The sequence below is a fragment of the Methylobacterium sp. WL18 genome, from assembly GCF_008040015.1.
Classification (GTDB): domain Bacteria; phylum Pseudomonadota; class Alphaproteobacteria; order Rhizobiales; family Beijerinckiaceae; genus Methylobacterium; species Methylobacterium mesophilicum.
On sequence record NZ_VRVD01000060.1, the window covers coordinates 1 to 15,500 of the forward strand.

19 protein-coding genes are annotated in these 15,500 nt (G+C 69.5%); 8 read left to right on the plus strand and 11 right to left on the minus strand.

From position 1 onward, the window contains the following. The 3 genes from FV228_RS07910 to FV228_RS07920 form a co-directional block, all read left to right on the plus strand. Nucleotides 1-794: autotransporter outer membrane beta-barrel domain-containing protein (locus FV228_RS07910; RefSeq protein WP_147854103.1), on the plus strand; the 794-nt coding region annotated here is incomplete at its 5' end. Nucleotides 795-1,204: 410 nt separating this feature from the next. Beyond that, entirely contained in the window at nt 1,205-1,552 is a 348-nt protein-coding gene (locus FV228_RS07915; protein WP_147854104.1) for a hypothetical protein, read from the plus strand. A gap of 259 nt (nt 1,553-1,811) precedes the next feature. Next, the gene (locus tag FV228_RS07920; protein WP_147854105.1) at nt 1,812-3,200 is read left to right on the plus strand and encodes an FAD/NAD(P)-binding protein; all 1,389 of its coding nucleotides are present in this window, start codon (nt 1,812-1,814) and stop codon (nt 3,198-3,200) included. Nucleotides 3,201-3,242: 42 nt separating this feature from the next. Here FV228_RS07920 and FV228_RS07925 read toward each other — a convergent pair whose 3' ends face one another. After that, nucleotides 3,243-3,650 (minus strand): helix-turn-helix transcriptional regulator, encoded by a 408-nt coding sequence (locus tag FV228_RS07925; RefSeq protein ID WP_238261628.1) that lies wholly within the window; start codon nt 3,648-3,650, stop codon nt 3,243-3,245. A gap of 746 nt (nt 3,651-4,396) precedes the next feature. Between FV228_RS07925 and FV228_RS07930 the strand changes: the two genes are divergently transcribed. Together FV228_RS07930 and FV228_RS07935 are read left to right on the plus strand one after the other, a co-directional pair. Then, nucleotides 4,397-6,745: a TonB-dependent siderophore receptor gene (locus FV228_RS07930; RefSeq protein WP_147854107.1), complete on the plus strand. Its 2,349-nt coding sequence runs from the start codon at nt 4,397-4,399 to the stop codon at nt 6,743-6,745. 10 nt (nt 6,746-6,755) lie between these two features. Then, nucleotides 6,756-8,327 (plus strand): PepSY-associated TM helix domain-containing protein, encoded by a 1,572-nt coding sequence (locus tag FV228_RS07935; RefSeq protein ID WP_147854108.1) that lies wholly within the window; start codon nt 6,756-6,758, stop codon nt 8,325-8,327. 39 nt (nt 8,328-8,366) lie between these two features. On the opposite strand, the gene FV228_RS07940 is transcribed toward FV228_RS07935, so the two are convergent. Further along, nucleotides 8,367-8,897 carry a DUF3016 domain-containing protein gene (locus FV228_RS07940; protein ID WP_147854109.1) on the minus strand — a complete coding sequence of 177 codons (531 nt, stop codon included), beginning with the start codon at nt 8,895-8,897 and terminating at the stop codon, nt 8,367-8,369. Nucleotides 8,898-9,145: 248 nt separating this feature from the next. On the opposite strand from FV228_RS07940, the gene FV228_RS34760 reads away from it, so the two are divergent. Further along, nucleotides 9,146-9,274, plus strand: coding sequence for a hypothetical protein (locus tag FV228_RS34760; protein ID WP_281406477.1), 129 nt, complete (start codon nt 9,146-9,148; stop codon nt 9,272-9,274). Between the two features lie 17 nt (nt 9,275-9,291). Here the strand turns inward: FV228_RS34760 and FV228_RS07945 are convergent, their stop codons facing one another. Together FV228_RS07945 and FV228_RS07950 are read right to left on the minus strand one after the other, a co-directional pair. Next, a complete protein-coding gene (locus tag FV228_RS07945; protein ID WP_147854110.1) occupies nt 9,292-9,570 on the minus strand; it encodes an adenylosuccinate synthase in 279 nt (92 codons plus the stop codon). Nucleotides 9,571-9,658: 88 nt separating this feature from the next. Continuing rightward, complete coding sequence (locus FV228_RS07950; protein WP_147854111.1) at nt 9,659-9,904, minus strand: hypothetical protein; 246 nt, start codon at nt 9,902-9,904, stop codon at nt 9,659-9,661. Between the two features lie 148 nt (nt 9,905-10,052). On the opposite strand from FV228_RS07950, the gene FV228_RS07955 reads away from it, so the two are divergent. After that, nucleotides 10,053-10,625 (plus strand): hypothetical protein, encoded by a 573-nt coding sequence (locus tag FV228_RS07955; protein ID WP_187277674.1) that lies wholly within the window; start codon nt 10,053-10,055, stop codon nt 10,623-10,625. A 41-nt stretch (nt 10,626-10,666) separates the two neighbouring features. On the opposite strand, the gene FV228_RS07960 is transcribed toward FV228_RS07955, so the two are convergent. From FV228_RS07960 to FV228_RS07980, 5 genes are all read right to left on the minus strand, one after another. Further along, entirely contained in the window at nt 10,667-11,125 is a 459-nt protein-coding gene (locus FV228_RS07960) for a MucR family transcriptional regulator (RefSeq protein WP_147854113.1), read from the minus strand. Between the two features lie 498 nt (nt 11,126-11,623). Beyond that, a complete protein-coding gene (locus FV228_RS07965; protein WP_147854114.1) occupies nt 11,624-12,271 on the minus strand; it encodes a hypothetical protein in 648 nt (215 codons plus the stop codon). Between the two features lie 38 nt (nt 12,272-12,309). Beyond that, nucleotides 12,310-12,693: a hypothetical protein gene (locus FV228_RS07970; protein WP_147854115.1), complete on the minus strand. Its 384-nt coding sequence runs from the start codon at nt 12,691-12,693 to the stop codon at nt 12,310-12,312. A 213-nt stretch (nt 12,694-12,906) separates the two neighbouring features. After that, nucleotides 12,907-13,131, minus strand: a complete 225-nt coding sequence (locus FV228_RS07975; protein ID WP_147854116.1) for a hypothetical protein — start codon at nt 13,129-13,131, stop codon at nt 12,907-12,909. 97 nt (nt 13,132-13,228) lie between these two features. Then, nucleotides 13,229-13,837, minus strand: a complete 609-nt coding sequence (locus FV228_RS07980; RefSeq protein ID WP_147854117.1) for a PAS domain-containing protein — start codon at nt 13,835-13,837, stop codon at nt 13,229-13,231. Nucleotides 13,838-14,014: 177 nt separating this feature from the next. Between FV228_RS07980 and FV228_RS07985 the strand changes: the two genes are divergently transcribed. Further along, on the plus strand, nt 14,015-14,281 hold the full coding sequence (locus FV228_RS07985; protein WP_147854118.1) for a hypothetical protein: 267 nt from the start codon (nt 14,015-14,017) through the stop codon (nt 14,279-14,281). Nucleotides 14,282-14,442: 161 nt separating this feature from the next. On the opposite strand, the gene FV228_RS07990 is transcribed toward FV228_RS07985, so the two are convergent. Then, nucleotides 14,443-15,129: a response regulator transcription factor gene (locus tag FV228_RS07990; RefSeq protein WP_147854119.1), complete on the minus strand. Its 687-nt coding sequence runs from the start codon at nt 15,127-15,129 to the stop codon at nt 14,443-14,445. After that, the coding region (locus tag FV228_RS07995; protein WP_147854120.1) for an MxaH protein at nt 15,126-15,500 on the minus strand (375 nt) is incomplete at its 5' end. The genes FV228_RS07990 and FV228_RS07995, both read right to left, overlap by 4 nt.

Genomic DNA, 15,500 nt, shown 5'->3' on the forward strand with positions numbered 1-15,500 from the left:
ACGCCCAGCAGCAGGCCGCCGGCGGGGCCACCCTCGATTCCGGCGGCCTGCTGCTGGGCGTCGATCGCCAAATCGGGCGCGACACCCTGGTGGGCGGCGCGTTCAGCTACCTGCGCGAGACCGGGGCGTCCCGGAGCGGCGGGGCCGGCTTCGCGCCCGGCTCGTTCAGCGCCGACAGCTACGGCGGCACGGTGTACGGCACAACCCGGCTCGGTGCCGTCGTCCTGCGCGGCACGGCCGGGGGCGCCTATGCCGACGGCCGGGTCGACCGGACGGTGACGCTGGGCTCGAACCTGACCCGGGCGCGCGGCGCCCCCGCGGGCGGCGACCTGAGCCTGTCCGGGTTCGCCGGCTACGCGATCGGCACCGGCCTGCCGGTCGAGGTCGTGCCGGAGCTGGGCTTCAGCTACGACCGGCTGAGCCGCGGCCGGGTCGTCGAGCGCGGCGGTCTGGCCGAGCAGGCCTTCACCACGGCGACGTTGGAGGGGGCCCGGATTCTGGCCGGCGGCCGGATCGCCAGTGTGGCGGTGGATGCGGGCGCTGGGCTGCGCCTGGATGCCCGGGCGTATTGGGCGCACGAGCTGGCCGACACCGCCGCCGTGGTGCGCTCGAGCCTGTTCGGGGTGCCGTTCTCGACCCGCACCTCTGCGCTGTCCCGGGATGGGGCCGTGCTCGGCGTGAGCCTGTCCGGCCCGGTGGCGCAGGGCGTCTCCCTCTCGGCGAGCTACACCGGCGAGGTCCGCCCCAACGCCACCGCCCAGGTCTTCTCCGCTGGGTTGCAGGCGGCCTGGTAGGGCAAGCGCTGGCCGCGGCTACTGCCCGGTAGCCGCGGTCGCGATCTGCCGCCTGATCGACGGGATCAGGCGACACGATGCGGAGAGCCGCACGGTACCCCCCGGTGCTCGCGCTTCAAGGGGGGATGATGTCGAACCACTGGAAGTATTACGCGATCATGCGCCGGCGCGCGCTGGCGCAGGTGGCCGGCGCGGCGGATGGGGCGAACCGGTCATCCGAGGCCTGTGTCGGGCGATGTGAGCAGCCACTGACTGATGCCTCTTCGCTTCTGACGGTCCTGGTCGGGCGGCCGGGGGAATTAACCCCGTTCTGTCTTCCAGCGTGCATCCCAGTTGTAAGTACAACTCCTGATTGTAAATGATACGCCTATCGGCGACTGTCCCTGCCGAACGTTCGGGAGAGAACCGTCATGGCGACGACCGCCAGCGAGGGCCTGGCCTGCCGGGGCACAGAGACGCTCAGGGAGGCGATCACCGCAGCCGCCGCCATCGGCTTCCTGGCTGGCGGCGGAACCCGGGTGATCGCCAATGTCGGTGACCTTCCGAGCCTGCTGACGGCTGCACTCTACCTTCCCCTCGGGGCCATTGCCGCCGCGGTACTGGCGGGTGTGGCGATGAACCTGATCGCCCTTCCCGTCCTGGGCACGGTCCTCACGCAACGTCGATTACCTGCTGTCGCCTATCAGGTGGCAGGAGCATTGTCGGGCGTTGCAGCCTTCACGGGGGCGTTCGTCCAGTTCGCCCCCGCGGGCGCATGAGCGATCGGTGACAATGAATGGCTTGCCGATGTTTCACGGGAAACATCGAACCGAGCGCGCCGAACCGCTGCAAGAACCCTCACCCGGTGAACAGGACGGCAGTCCCGGTCAGCGCAGCAGTGCGGCACATCTGCTGCGAGGTCGGACGGAGTCGCCGCGAGCATCCTCGTTGCGAGCCCGCGTCGTAAGCGATCAAGCCGGGGTTGCACACACGGCGCCTCCCTGATCGAAGGTGCCCGGAACTTCTCCGGGACATGCCGTGACGACGCGACAGACCTCAAGCCCGCTCCGCATCGCGATCGTCGGCGGCGGTTTCACCGGTGCGGTGCTCGCGATCCATGCGATGCGAGCCTCGTCGGGCCAGCTCGACCTCGTCGTGCTCGAGCCCCGGGCCGAGCTTGGCCGTGGAGTCGCCTACAGCACCCGTGACCGCAGCCACCGCATCAACGTGCCGAGCGATCGGCTCGACATCGCAGCCGATATGCCTGGTGCCGTCACCGCGTGGCTGCACGCCCACGAGATCCTGCCCGACCCCGCGAGTCAGGATGAGGCTGGCGGTGCCTACGTGCCGCGAGCCGCGTACGGTGCCTACATCGGGGACGTCCTGGCCGAGACGCTGAAGGCAGCCGCCGACCGCGTGCGCCTGCGCCACCTGCGCACCAAGGCCGCCTCGGTGACGGCGGCGGACGGGGCTTGGCGGATCGTCACGGAATCCGGCGAGACGATCATGGCCGACCGGGTCGCGCTGTGCTTCGGCCACGCAGTACCCGCCCTGCCCTGCCGGCTTGGGCCGGGCGTAGCGGAATCCGCGGGGTTCGTGGCCGATCCCTGGGCGGCCGACGCACTCGCGGGGATCGCACCGGACGCGTCCGTGCTGGTTGTCGGCACCGGATTGACCATGGCCGACGTGGTGACGAGCCTCGGCGCTGCGGGTCATCGCGGGCCGATCACCGCGGTCTCCCGCCGGGGCCTCCTGCCGATGGCCCACGGGTTGTTCCGGATGGATCTCGACGTGGTCGGCGCATCACCGCCGACGACCGCCTTAAGCCTGCTGCGGCTGGTCCGCCGTCAGATCGCGGAGGCCGATCCAGCCCTGGGCTGGCACCCGGTGGTCGATTCCCTGCGCGCCGCGCTTCCCGATCTCTGGGGCGATCTGCCGGCGGCCGAGAAGCGGCGTGTCGTCCGCCGCCTGCTGCCGTTCTGGGAGGTCCACCGGTTCCGCATCGCCCCGCAGATCGCAGCGGGCCTGGAGCGGGCGCGGGCAGACGGGCGCCTCGTCGTAGAGCAAGCCGGCCTCGCCGGCCTCGATCGCATTGAGGACGGACGTCTGGAAGCCACGCTGCGACCGCGACACGACAGGATCACGCGACGGCGGTTCGACGCGGTGGTGCTGTGCACCGGCCCGGAACGTGAGGTCGCGCGCAATCCGCTGGTCGCCGCGTTGCTGGCCGACGGGACGGCTTGCCTCGATGCAGTCGGTCTCGGCTTGTCGGTCGACCGCCGCAGCCGCGTGCTCGGCCCGGAGGGCCGCCCGCAGCCGGGCCTTTACGCGTTCGGACCGATGACCCGCGGCAGCTTCGGCGAGATGACGGGCGCACCCGACATTGCTCAGCACATCGAGCGCGAGGTGGCCGGCTTGCTCGGGTGACGAGCGTGACGGCCCGCCATCGATGGCCGGGGTGGTGTGGGATCAGTTCCCGGTGCCGCCGGCCTGCCGGAGGGCGGCGGCGGCTTTCACGATCGACAGGACGCCGCTGCGGGTGGTCTGGTCCGGGATCGATCGGAATGCCGCCACGAGATCCATGATCTCGGGGTCGTCGAACAGGGCCTGGATGGATTCGGTGCCGGCCTCTGCGGGCACCTTGTCGGCGAAGAAGGTCTCGACCGGGACCTTGAGCAGGTCGGCGATCATCTGCAGGCGGCTCGCACCCACGCGATTGCGGCCCTTCTCGTACTTCTGGACCTGCTGGAAGCTGACCCCGATGGCATGACCGAGAGTCGTCTGGCTGAGGCCCTGAGCGGCTCGGAGCGCCGCGATGCGGCTACCAATCGCGCGGTCGGCTTCGGTCGCCAGCTTCGGCTTGGTCACGGCGCTCATCATGGTCTCACGGTCTCTCAAGGCGTGCAGCCGAGGTCGGCCACGTTCCACAGGCTGCCTAACTGAATAGCGCACGATTGAGTTTCGCATCACCATGCAACCCTCGCTTGTGCGAGGTGCATATCTTGGCTGTATCCGATGCCCTGTGTCACCGTGTCATCGCGTCGTCGGGCTCCGGTGCCTGCGCAGTCGCGATCCGATGCGTACTTTGCCACGTCGGCATGCGATCGAACACGGTCGAGGCGTATTCAGCGGAACTCCACGCTCTTCCCTCCGGCACGTCGTTCCGCGGCAGCGTCCGGGTTGCCGTCCGCGATCCCCGGCTATCCGGAACCGCAGCGACGCCCCGACGCGGAACAGAAACACCCGAGAACAGGCTCTTAGCCGGATTACGTTTCCGGATTGCTGCCGTCCGTTCGCGTACACCGCGCCTCCCTACGTCGCGACACCGCCAAGGCATCGGTATCCACGCTGCGCCCCATCCCACGCGGCCACCGCGTTTCGATGCGCCCGAATACCCACAGCTCACCGGGGGGGCGCATTGCCGCTCTCGAGAGCCTGACTACCCAGGGGAGAGGCTGTTGGTAAGCCACTCAACCTGGAATGAGTCCAAGTTATCTTAGAACATTTCCATAATATTCCAGTTGCCTTGAGCAGTAAGGTGATGCCAACACGATCACGGCGGCGTGAGGTCGCGGTTTTCGAGAGAGTACGGGCGGGTCCGTGCTTCTATTAGAGGCATCAAGATGAACCGGTCCCGGGCTGCATCGACCTGGAACGTCATTGAACGGTCCGTGGCCGGATCCCTGTATCTCGCGTTGCTCTCAACGACTTGCGCCGTGGTCGCGCCGGGTGCCGCCGGGGCGCAGACCGCGCCGACCACCGATATCGAGCTGTCCGAACTGAGCGTGACCGGCGTGGCCCCCGGCCGGCCCCTCAACGGTGACCTGTACGGCGCCGGCGGCGCGACCGGCCCGGTTCCGGGCTACGTCGCCAGCCGGAGCACGGTCGGCACGAAGACCGACACGCCGATCCTGGAGACGGCGCAATCCGTTTCGGTCGTCAGCCGCCAGCAGATCCAGGACCAGAACGCGCTGACCGTCACCCAGGCGCTGCGCTACACCCCGGGCGTCTTCGCCGAATCGCGCGGGGGTGCCGGCTCGACCCGCCTGGAGCTGTTCAACATCCGCGGCTTCGCCGCCCCGGTCTTCCTCGATCAGATGGCGATCATCGGCGGGCGCGACGCCAACACGTCGATCGACGTCTACCGCCTGGAGCGGATCGACATCATCAAGGGGCCGGCCTCGGTGCTGTACGGGCAGTCCGGCCCGGGCGGCATCGTAAACCTCGTCTCGAAGGTGCCGCAGTTCGTCCGCCACGGCGAGGTCTTCATCCAGGGCGGCGGGTTCAAAGAGGTCCGGAGCGGCTTCGACGTCGGCGGCCCGATCGCGTCCGACATCCCGGGCCTGGCCGACCAGTTCGCCTACCGGGTGGTCGGGCTCGGCTGGAACGGCGACGGGCCGGCCGTGACCACCAAGGTCGAGCGGGCCTTCATCACCCCGAGCATCACCTGGCGCCCGTCCACCGACACGTCGCTCACCCTGATCGGCAATTACCAGCGCGATCCGTTCTCGGGGTTCTACGGCGGCTTCCCGGCGGTGGGCACCGTGTTCCCGCGCAATTTCGGCAGCGGCCTGTTCGGACGGCTGCCGGTGAACTTCTACGACGGCGATCGCAACATCGAGCGCTCCGACCGGACCCAGGCCTCGATCGAGTACCTGTTCGACCAGCGTATCGGCGAGAACCTGCGGTTCCACTCGGCCGGGCGCTACCTGCGCACCCAGGGCGACTACCGCAGCGTCTACGGCGCCTTCAACGACCGGAACGGCCCGACCGCGACGGGGCCGCTCCTGGCGCGGTCGATCATCGGCACCAACGTGGCGGCCGAAGCCTACACGATGGACAACAACTTCATCGCCGAGTTCGACACCGGCTTCATCGCGCACACGGCCCTGCTGGGCGTCGATCACCGGACCTTCAGCACCCGCACCAGCGGCACCCCGTTCCCGAGCGCCCCGGACCTCAACATCCTGGCGCCGAACTATGCCATGAACATCGCCTTCCCGGCCTTCAACACCACCTCGCGGGTCGATGCGCAGCAGACCGGCGTGTACTTCCAGGACCAGGCGAAGTTCGATCGTCTCGTGCTGACCCTCGGCGGCCGCTACGACGTCGCCCGCCAGACCGGCCCGACCCGCAGCTTCTCCGGAAACACCAGCACCCTGACGCTCCAGGACGCGCCCTCCGACGCCCTGACCTATCGTGCGAGCCTGCTGTACCAGTTCGACGCCGGCGTGGCGCCGTACGTGTCCTACAGCCAGGCCTTCGAGCCGATCGTGAGCGGGCGCGTGTTCGACAGCGCCTTCGGGTCGGTGGGCCGCGTGCCAGACCCGATCCGCAGCGACCAGTACGAGGCCGGCATCAAGTACCAGCCGCCGGGCACCGACATCCTGCTCACCGCCGCATTCTTCGACATCCGTCAGTCGAACCGGACCTCCGCGGATCCCCTGCGCCAGGGCTTCGTGGTCCAGACCGGGGAAGTCGGCGCCCAGGGCTTCGAGTTCGAGGCGCGGGCCAACCTGACCGAGGGCCTGACGCTGATCGGCGGCGTCTCGCTCCTCGACATCCGCAACGTGCGGGATTCCGGCAGCACGGCGAACGACCTCACCCGGCTGTCGGTGCCGCTCCAGGGCCGGCGCCCGGTGCAGGTGCCGGACACGACGATCTCGCTGCTGGCGAACTATCGCTTTACCGACGGCCCCCTGCTCGGCCTCGCGCTCGGCGGCGGCGTGCGCTACCTCGGCCCGTCCTGGGGCGATCCGGCCAACACCTTCCAGGTGCCGGAGAGCGTGGTCGTCGACGCCCTCGCGTCCTACGACATGCGCCACATCGCTCCGAGCCTGGCGGGCCTCACGGCGGAGCTGAACGTCAACAACCTGCTGGACGAGCGCTTCGTCTCGAGTTGCCTGTCCTACTCGGCCTGCTTCTACGGTCTGCCGCGCACGGTCTATGGAACCCTGCGTTACCGCTGGTGAGAACCGACCGATGCGCAACAGCTTCCGGCAGTCGATGGCGTGGCTGCACGCTTGGTCCGGCCTGATCGTCGGCTGGGTCCTGTTCGCGGTCTTCGTCACCGGAACCGCGAGCTATTACCGGCCCGAGATCTCGCGCTGGATGCGGCCCGAACTCCGCGCCGATGCCGTGATCGGCGCGGACGCGACGGCCGCCGCAGTGGAGCGCGGCGTCGCCTACCTGCAGGCGGAGGCGGGCGGCGCGCGGGCGTGGTTCATCACGCCGCCGCGCCCGGACCTGCCCCTGCTCGAAGTGTTCTGGCGGACCGCACCGGGCCAGCCGCCGAAGCGGGTGTTCCTCGATCCGGAAACCGGGGCGCCGGCGGCCCTGCGCGACACCCGCGGCGGGGATTTCCTCTACCGGTTCCACTTCGAGCTGAACATGGCGCCCCTCTGGGGCCGCTGGGTCGTCGGCATCTGCGCGATGATCATGCTGATGGCGCTGATCTCGGGCATCGTCACCCATCGGCGGATCTTCGCCGACTTCTTCACCTTCCGGCGGGACAAGTCAGCCCAGCGCGGCTGGCTCGACGCCCACAACGTCACGGGCGTGCTCGCCCTGCCGTTCCACCTGATGATCACCTATACGGGGCTCGTCACCCTGTCGTTCATGTACATGCCGTGGGGCATGAACGCGGTCTATCACGGCGACACGCAGCGCTTCTTCGCCGAGGCCGGCCAGATCACCGCGCCGCGCTCGGCCGCGGGCCGGCCCGGTACCCTCGCCCCCGTCGGGCCGATGGTGGCGCGCGCGCTGGACACGATCCACGAACCCCTGGAGCGGATCTCGGTCGTCAACCCGAAGGACGCGAACGCCACCGTGGTGGTCGTGTTCGAGGAGCCGCACGGACTCTCGCACGAGCATCCGCAGGTCGCCTTCGACGGCACCACAGGCGCCGTCCTGGAGGTCCGGGCGGGTGGGTTGAGGCCGGCGGCCAAGACCTTCACCACCATGGTCGGCCTGCACGAGGCGCATTTCGCCGGCCCGGGCCTCCGCGTCCTGTTCTTCCTGTGCGGGCTCGCCGGCAGCGCCATGGTGGCCACGGGGCTGATGCTGTGGTCGGTGGCGCGCCTGCCCAAAAAGGCCGGGACCGCCCTGCATCCGGGCCTGCGCCTCGTCCAGGGCCTCAACGTCGCGACGATCGCCGGGCTGCCGGCCGCGATCGCGGCCTATTTCCTCGCCAACCGGATCCTGCCGGTGGATCTGGCAGACCGGGCGCTCTGGGAGATCCGCGGATTCTTCGGCGTCTGGGTGCTGATCGGGCTTGTCGGAGTGCTGCGGCCCCAGCGTCGGGCCTGGCCCGAGGTGCTGAGCGCGGCCGCCGCCCTGTACGCAGCGGCCGCCGTGGCCGATGGCTGGCGGATGCAGCGGGCCTACGGCGTGGGCGATCCGGTCGATCCGCTGTTCGTCGGAGTCGATCTCGTCCTGCTCAGTCTCGCGGCGCTGCTACTCTTCGCAGCCGGCAAGGCCGCCCGCTACGACGGGACCCGGCCCGCGACGCGCGGTGCGAACCGGCAGGCCTTCAGCGGCACCGCCGCCGAATAGGGGGCCGGGATGGGTTCGGCGACCGCTGGGGCCCGCACATCAACCGCGCTCGGGCCCCGTGGGGAAGCGACGCGCGAACCAGTTCCGCAGGAGCTGGCGCTCATAATACAGGCCGCCGGTGGAGAAGCGCGGGTTGGACGTCAGCAGGAAGTTGATGTCCGTGACCGTATCCTCCCCCTGCGCAACGATGCGACCGCCGCGGCGCAGCGCGTAGGCGAGGCGGATGCGCGGCGGCGTGGCATCGGTCACGACGCGCACGCCGCTCGGCGTGGCGAAGCCGGGCCGGTCGAACCCGGCCAGGTCGACGTCGAGGACGGTGATGTCGAGGCGCTCGTCCGGCCGGAGCCGGGTGTTGCCGAGATCCACCAGGATCCGCGTCAGCTCGGCGAGGGTGACCCGGAGCGGCTGCCCGGACGCGAAGCGATTCTCGGCGTCGGTGAAGCGTTCCGGCGCGGCGTAGCGGACCTGAACCTCGGCGGCGGCCGGGCCGGCCGCCAGCAGAGCCGATCCGGCCGTCGAGAGCATCCCGGCCAGGACGAGGCCGGCCTTGCCTGCACCGTGCTTGCTCATCGCGACGCTCACCGTCTCGCTGTTTCGTGATCCGCGGTTGCGGCCGTGTGTCGCCGGGACCGGGCGCACTCTCTGTCCGACTGAGGGGAAACCCCCTGCGCGGGCTCCTGTTTCCGCGCTCCGGGCAATGATGAGCCGGATATGTATTCAGCGATCGCGTGATGGGGCGTCCATAGTCTCGCCGCGTTCCGGGCGCCACCTGTCGTCATCAGCCCGCGAGGGCAGCCCTTCATGGGAGCGCGCACCGCTTGCTCAATTCTTTCCTGGCGATCCTCACCGTTGTCGCGGTCCTGGCAGTCACGGCGCTGTTCAAGCTGCCGCTCCTGCCGTTCCGCCTGGCCGGTCGTCTGCTGCGGGGTCGTCCGGCGGTCGCCTGATCGGCTGCCCGACCGGATCATCCCGCCGCGTCGATGACGAATTCCATCCCGCGACCTGGCCCCTGATCGGCATAGTCGACCAGGGCCAGGCCGCGCTCGGCGAGCGTCGCCTCGACGATCGCGCGTTCCTTGCGGACCATCTGGCCGATCGCCAACGGGGTCAGGCGCGGGCTCGCCCGGCGCAGCTGATCGACCCCGATATGCGCCGGCGTGCCGTCGCCCTCGGCAATCCGTGCGAGCGCGAGGGCTAGATCCTTCGCTTTGGTCTCCGCGGCAGATTTCGGCTTGAACGCCATATGACCGTCTCCCTGTTTTCGTACGCGCATCGTCCCGACCGGTAGCCGCCGGCTTTCCGGATAAGCCGATGCGCTAAGCCGCCGCGCCTCACGCGGCCTGCACGTCCACGTTCACGTCCACGAACGCCCGGATCCAGACGCGCCGCCCTTTGGCGTCGTAGACCTCGACCTGCCAGGCCGACCAGTCGAACCGCTCGATCCGCTCCATCAGCCCGAGCGCGACCCGCTCGGCATGGACGCGCATCTGAGCCGCCGTCGGCAGGCGCCGGCCCTTCAGGTCGATCACCAGCTCATGCCCGTCCGTACAGTGGAAACGATACAGCCGCGTCGGCATCGGCCTGTCCTCGATCAATCGACAGTCCTCCTGAAGAGTTTGAAGCCGCGGCACCGGCGCAGCCGAACGTCCCCGCGATCGCCCAATGTTCGCTATATGTTCTAGTTGCATTGGGGTCGTGATGCACCCGCGGACGTGCGAATTGCCTGTGGGCATTCGTCTCGGCCGGACGATGATGGGCGACCGGACGCGAACCATCGGACCGAGGCGATGGCGCTGTATCGTGGGGGCGCTGGCGGCATCCCTGGTGGCCGGGGGCGCGCCCCTGCGAGACGCCGAGGCGGGATACCTGACGGCGATCCGCACGGTCGCGGCGCGCCTGACCGTGCAATCCATCGGTCATCGCGCGGCCGTCGAGGCCGCGCTCGGCATCACGCTCAAGCTCGAGAGCGAGGGAGCCTTCCGGTTCTGGTCGGGACCGGGCTTCCGGCTCGATGGGATCCCGGTTCGCGACGTCGATTACCGGGAGCCGACGGCCGAGGCGGACCCGGCGGCCGGCCCACTCCTGGCCCTCGACCTCGAACCCGCCGCCTGCCTCACCCTCGACGCGATCCGGGCGTCTTTCCCGGACGCCCGGATCACCGCCACGCCGCGCGGCTCGTACGGCGAGCGAACCTCCCTGTCGATCGATTCCGGGGGCGGGGAACTGACCTTCGGCATCGCCGCCGACCCGCCGGAATGCCTGAACGTCCTGATCTTCATGCGCAAACGGGCGTCCTGACCGCCGGGACGCGCGCCGCCCGAGGACACACCCGGTCGCGATCAGGCGGCCTTGCCGTTGCGCTTGGCCATCGAGCCGGGCTGGCCCAGACCGATCGCCTTGGCGAGGGCGGAGCGCTGCTCGGCGTAGCTCGGGGCGACCATCGGGTAGTCGGTGGGCAGGCCATAGCGCTCGCGGTAGCTCTGCGGGCTCAGGCCGTTGGCGGACAGGTGGCGCTTCAGCGTCTTGTAGGTCTTGCCGTCGATGAAGCTGACGATCCCGTCATGCTGGACCGACTTGCGGATCTGGGCCGCGCTCGGCTTGTCGACGGCGGCCGGCGCAGCGGTGCTGCCCTCGGTCGGCACGGCGCCGGAGGCCAGGGCGGCGATCGCGCCATACACCCGGGCGATCAAGGCCGGCATCTCGCTGGCCGGGACGGGGTTGTTCGCGACATAGGCCGCGACAAGACCAACGGCCAACTCGGTGAAGTTGGACGATTTCCCATAGGATGTCTCGTTCATATTCAGCCCCTCTGAACCTGCGTCACCACCTTGGTGTTTCGGGCCGTCTTGGGATTCAACACAGGAAATCCGGCTTTCAACGCTATTCTGCTGGCACCGCCCGCTTATCGGTCACCCCGGCCTGGGATATTTAGGCAATGACAGGCGTTGCGGCGGCCCTCAGGCGAGGCGGCCGAGGCCCCGACCAGGCCTGGATTCAGCGTCGGCGTACCCGGATGTCATAGCCAGACATGGCGCGCCTTCCTCCACCCCGCGAGGGCTCGAGTGTCGCAAGGGCCTCATACGGTCCCATCCCGGCGTTCCAGGGTGCGAGCCGATCCTTGAGGCAACCTGTGTCCCGTCATGGACCCGGTGGGAGCGCCCGTTTGCAAGGAGCTGTGCGCGTCGAGACAATCGGCGACACCGCCCGGCCGTCTTGGTCCGAACGAAAAGCGGCCGGGACGTGAGTCCCAGCCGCCTCCATGCATCATCGATCTAAGGGTCGGGCTTGCCGACCGCTCAGAGGCTCGTCGTGCCCGGGTAGGACCGGACCCGGTTCCGACCGTCGGTCACGCCCGTGGCGGCAGTCCCTGCGGCGGGCGCTTCCCAGCCGTCGGCACGCCAGGCGCTGGCCTTCTGGTCGAGATCGACCGAGCCGTGCTGCTCCAGGACGTCCATCACCATCGGCACCATCGTGGAGCGGGCTTCGTCGACGCGAACGGTGACGAGCGTCCCGCCCCGGCGCACGCCCTCGCCGTAAGCGTGGGCATCCGACTCGCTGACGCCCGCACCGGTCAGGCCGCCGGCCAGACCACCGGCGGCGGCACCGACGCCCGCGCCCGTCAGGGTGGCGACCAGCCAACCCGCGGCCACGACCGGCCCGACACCCGGGATCGCGATCAGACCGAGGCCTGCCAGGAGGCCGGCTGCGCCGCCGACCACGGTCCCGAGCGTCGCCCCGGTTCCGGTTCCGTCCTTGGCCTTCTCCTTGGTGTCGGCGCTGACGTGAGTCCCGTCGGTTGCGGTGCGGCCGGCATGGCGGTCGCCCTCGTTGTTGCTGACGATGCTGATGTCACCGTGCGGGATGCCGCCGGCCTCGAGCTTGCCGACTGCCGCGGTGGCATCTTCGTAGCGATCGTAGAGGGCCGTAATGGTTTGCTGAGCCATGGAAAATCTCCTTCGTGAGGGTCGCGAGGGTCAGGACATCACTGCGCCGACACGTTGCCCTTGAAATCGAGGCCCACGTTGACCTGCTTGCCGTCATGCATGGCGGTGCCGCGCCAGATGCCGTCGCCGTCCTTCATGAGGTTCTTGGCGTCCTTGAAGCCGGACTTCTCGAGCCGCGAGCGCGCCTCACCCTCGGTGAAGCTGTTGGCGCCCTTCTCGAGCTGGACGGTGCCGTGGGCGGCAGCAGTCCCGCCATTGGGGGTCATCTTGTCGGTGTTGGGCCGGGTGACGCTCTCCTGGCCGCCGGATTGCTGGCTGGTCTTCGCATCGGGGGCGGCCGGGGTGCCGGTCACGGTGGTCTGCGCGAGGGCGCTCGATCCGAACAGCGTGGCGACAAGAAGGGCGGCGAGGGGGGTACGCATGATAGGCTCCGTCGATCATTCCGGACCCCTTCAATCCCCCCGGCAGGCAATGCGTTCCATTATTCGAGGATCTACCAACCAAGCTTTACTTTTCAAACCTTACGCACATTTTGTTCCCGAAAATCGACCCTCAATATCCATTAAATAAAAGCACAGCTTACGGAACATCTGCCCGGCGGCGACCAGCGGGATCGCCACCGGATGGCACTTCCATCAACCGGCGCCGAAGCCGCCCTTGCGGTTGTCCGGCTGGGGCACGGGCGGCCGCGTGTCGTAGCCGCCGCTCTCGGGCGCCGCCCCTTCGGATGACTCGGGATGCCCCGGCGCGTGCGGACCGCTCCCGCCGGCAGCCGGGTCGGATGCCTTGCCCGTGTCCGCCGTCCGTGCCGGCGGTACCGTTCCCAGCGCTTCACGCGCCGCCTCGACATCCTGTCCCATGCGGTCCTCCCGAGTGATTCTGAAGGGCCAAGACGGAAGGGCCGGCGCATGTTCCCGCACCCGCGCGCACGATCATGCTGGCCAGGACCGGCGCGGTTCAGCGGTTCCCGCTGGTTCGCGCGATCGCGCGGCCGAGGCTCATCAGCAGCACGTCCGTGGCGGCCCGGATCTCGGGCGGGGTATCGGATTCGAGGGTGCGCTTGAGCTCGATGGCCAGGTCGGCCGCCCGCTCCAGCGAATCGACCGGGGCCGACAGGTTGCTGAAGACGTAGCGCTCGCTGCCCTGATGCATCTCGGTGATGTCGATGATGATGCCCCGGGAGCGGACCGCCCGCCCGTTCGCGTCCTTGAACGTCCGGCCCCGGCTGAGCAGCCAGCGCACCGTGCCGTCCTGCGCGACGACCCGGTACTCCGCGACCACCAGGCCGCCCGTCTTCGACGCGGACTGGACGTGATCGAGCAGCCAGGCGTGGTCGGCGGGGTGCACCGCGGCCATGCTGGTGAGGCCGTCGAGTTCCTTCTCCGCCAAGGCGGGGTCGCCGGCCAGAAGCCGCGCGGCGCCGGCATCATACACCACCGTCCCACGGACGATGTCCCAGTCCCAGACACCAACCACGCACGACGCCTCGAGGGCGGCGCGGAGCCGGTCGAGCGGTTCACTGAAGCCGTCGATCGCATTGACCGGCGTCTTCGAGCGCTGTCCCATCGTCTTGATCCCGCTTCGCCGCACCCGGAGGATCTGGTGCGAGAGAGTACCATTTCATCCGAGAACCTGTCGAAAATTTCATGATCGGCTCGGGAGGCGTTCGCGTCGCAGGCTGGTTGAACCGCAGGAGCCGTCGCTCCGCCCACTCGACAGAGCCCGAACCGGGCCGGACCGCTCATGTGTGACGATTCCAAGCCGTCCGGCACGCCGAACCGCATCGCACCGCACGGAAGCTCCCTCGGCGACATCGCGCGGGTGCTAGGCGTGCCGGTCTCCAGCTTCTTCGCATCGGCGCCGGACGCCGAGACGCCGGGGGCGCACGAGGATCCGGCCGCCGCGGCCCTCCTCGATCTCGTCCGGTGCTACCTGCTGCGGGCCAGCCCCGAGGCGCGCCGATACGTCGTCGCCCGCGTACGGGCTTTGGTGGATTCCGCCTCCCCGTGAGGCGCGCTGCCCGCAACGATCGGCGGCGCGCTCGGTTCGACCCGCGCGCGCCGTTCGGATCAGGCCCGGACGGCGCAGGCGCGCGGACCCATCATGTCGCGCCGGACGATCTCGATGGACCAAGACGGGGCTGGTGTCTCGGCCGGTGCGGCCCGGTGCCCTCAGGGCAGAGACCGGGCCTGCGACGCGGCGATCCGCATGAGCTCGGCCGTGCTGCCGACGCCAAGCTTGCACCGCAGCGCCGCGGTGGCGTTCACGACGCTGCGGTAGTTGAGCGTCAGGATCTCGGCGATCTCGTCGTACGACTTACCCTTCCCGATCAGCACCAGGATCTGCATCTCCCGGCTGGTCAGGTTCGCCAGGGGCAGGTCGCGCGCACCCGCATTCAGCATCGCGATCTCGATGGCGATGTCGTGGGGCAGGTAGGAGCGGCCGTTGGCGACCGCCTCCAGCGCATCGAGGAAGGACGCGGCCGGCGCATCCTTCAGGACGAATCCCAGCGCCCCGCATTCCAGGACCCGCGCCACGATGACCGGGTCCCGGTGCATGCTGAGCGCGAGGATGCGCGCGCCCGGCTCCAGCGCGCGGATCCGGCGGATCAGCGACAGGCCGGACAGGCCGTCGTCCCGGAAGCTCAGGTCGGTCACCACCACGGCCGGCCGGTGGCGGTGGAACGTGCGGTAGGCGGCGACGATGTCCCGGGCCTCGTGAACGCGTGCGATCCCGGCCTCCTCGGCCAGGAGCCGGAAGCCCTGGAGGACGATCGGGTGGTCGTCGACGATCAGGAGATCGCGCGGCCGGGCGGTGGGCCTCGCCGCGTGCTGAGCGAGTCCCGGCGCGGCACTCATGGCGCCGCCCCGGACTTGAGGCCCGGCGCGAACCGGTCGGCGAGCAGCGCCAGGGCGGCGGCGTGGTCGACGCCCCTGGTACGGGTGTTGAAGTAGTGCTGGCACATCTCTCCGTAGAGACTCTTATGGCGACCGCGGCGGGCCACGACCGCGCTGAAGCCGGTCAGCAGCAGCGCGTATCGCTCGGTCTTGCCGATTTCGGCCAGCATCTGCCCGAGCTGGGCCGTGCGGTTGGCGATCATGCGCGGGTCCTCGATGAAACTGGTCCGGGCCTCGGCCAGGGCATCCTGAAGTGCCCGGACGGGCTCGGACCCGGCCGGCACCGGGTGTCCGGCCTCCCGGCCGGCGAGCCAGCGCGCCGGGTCCGTCCC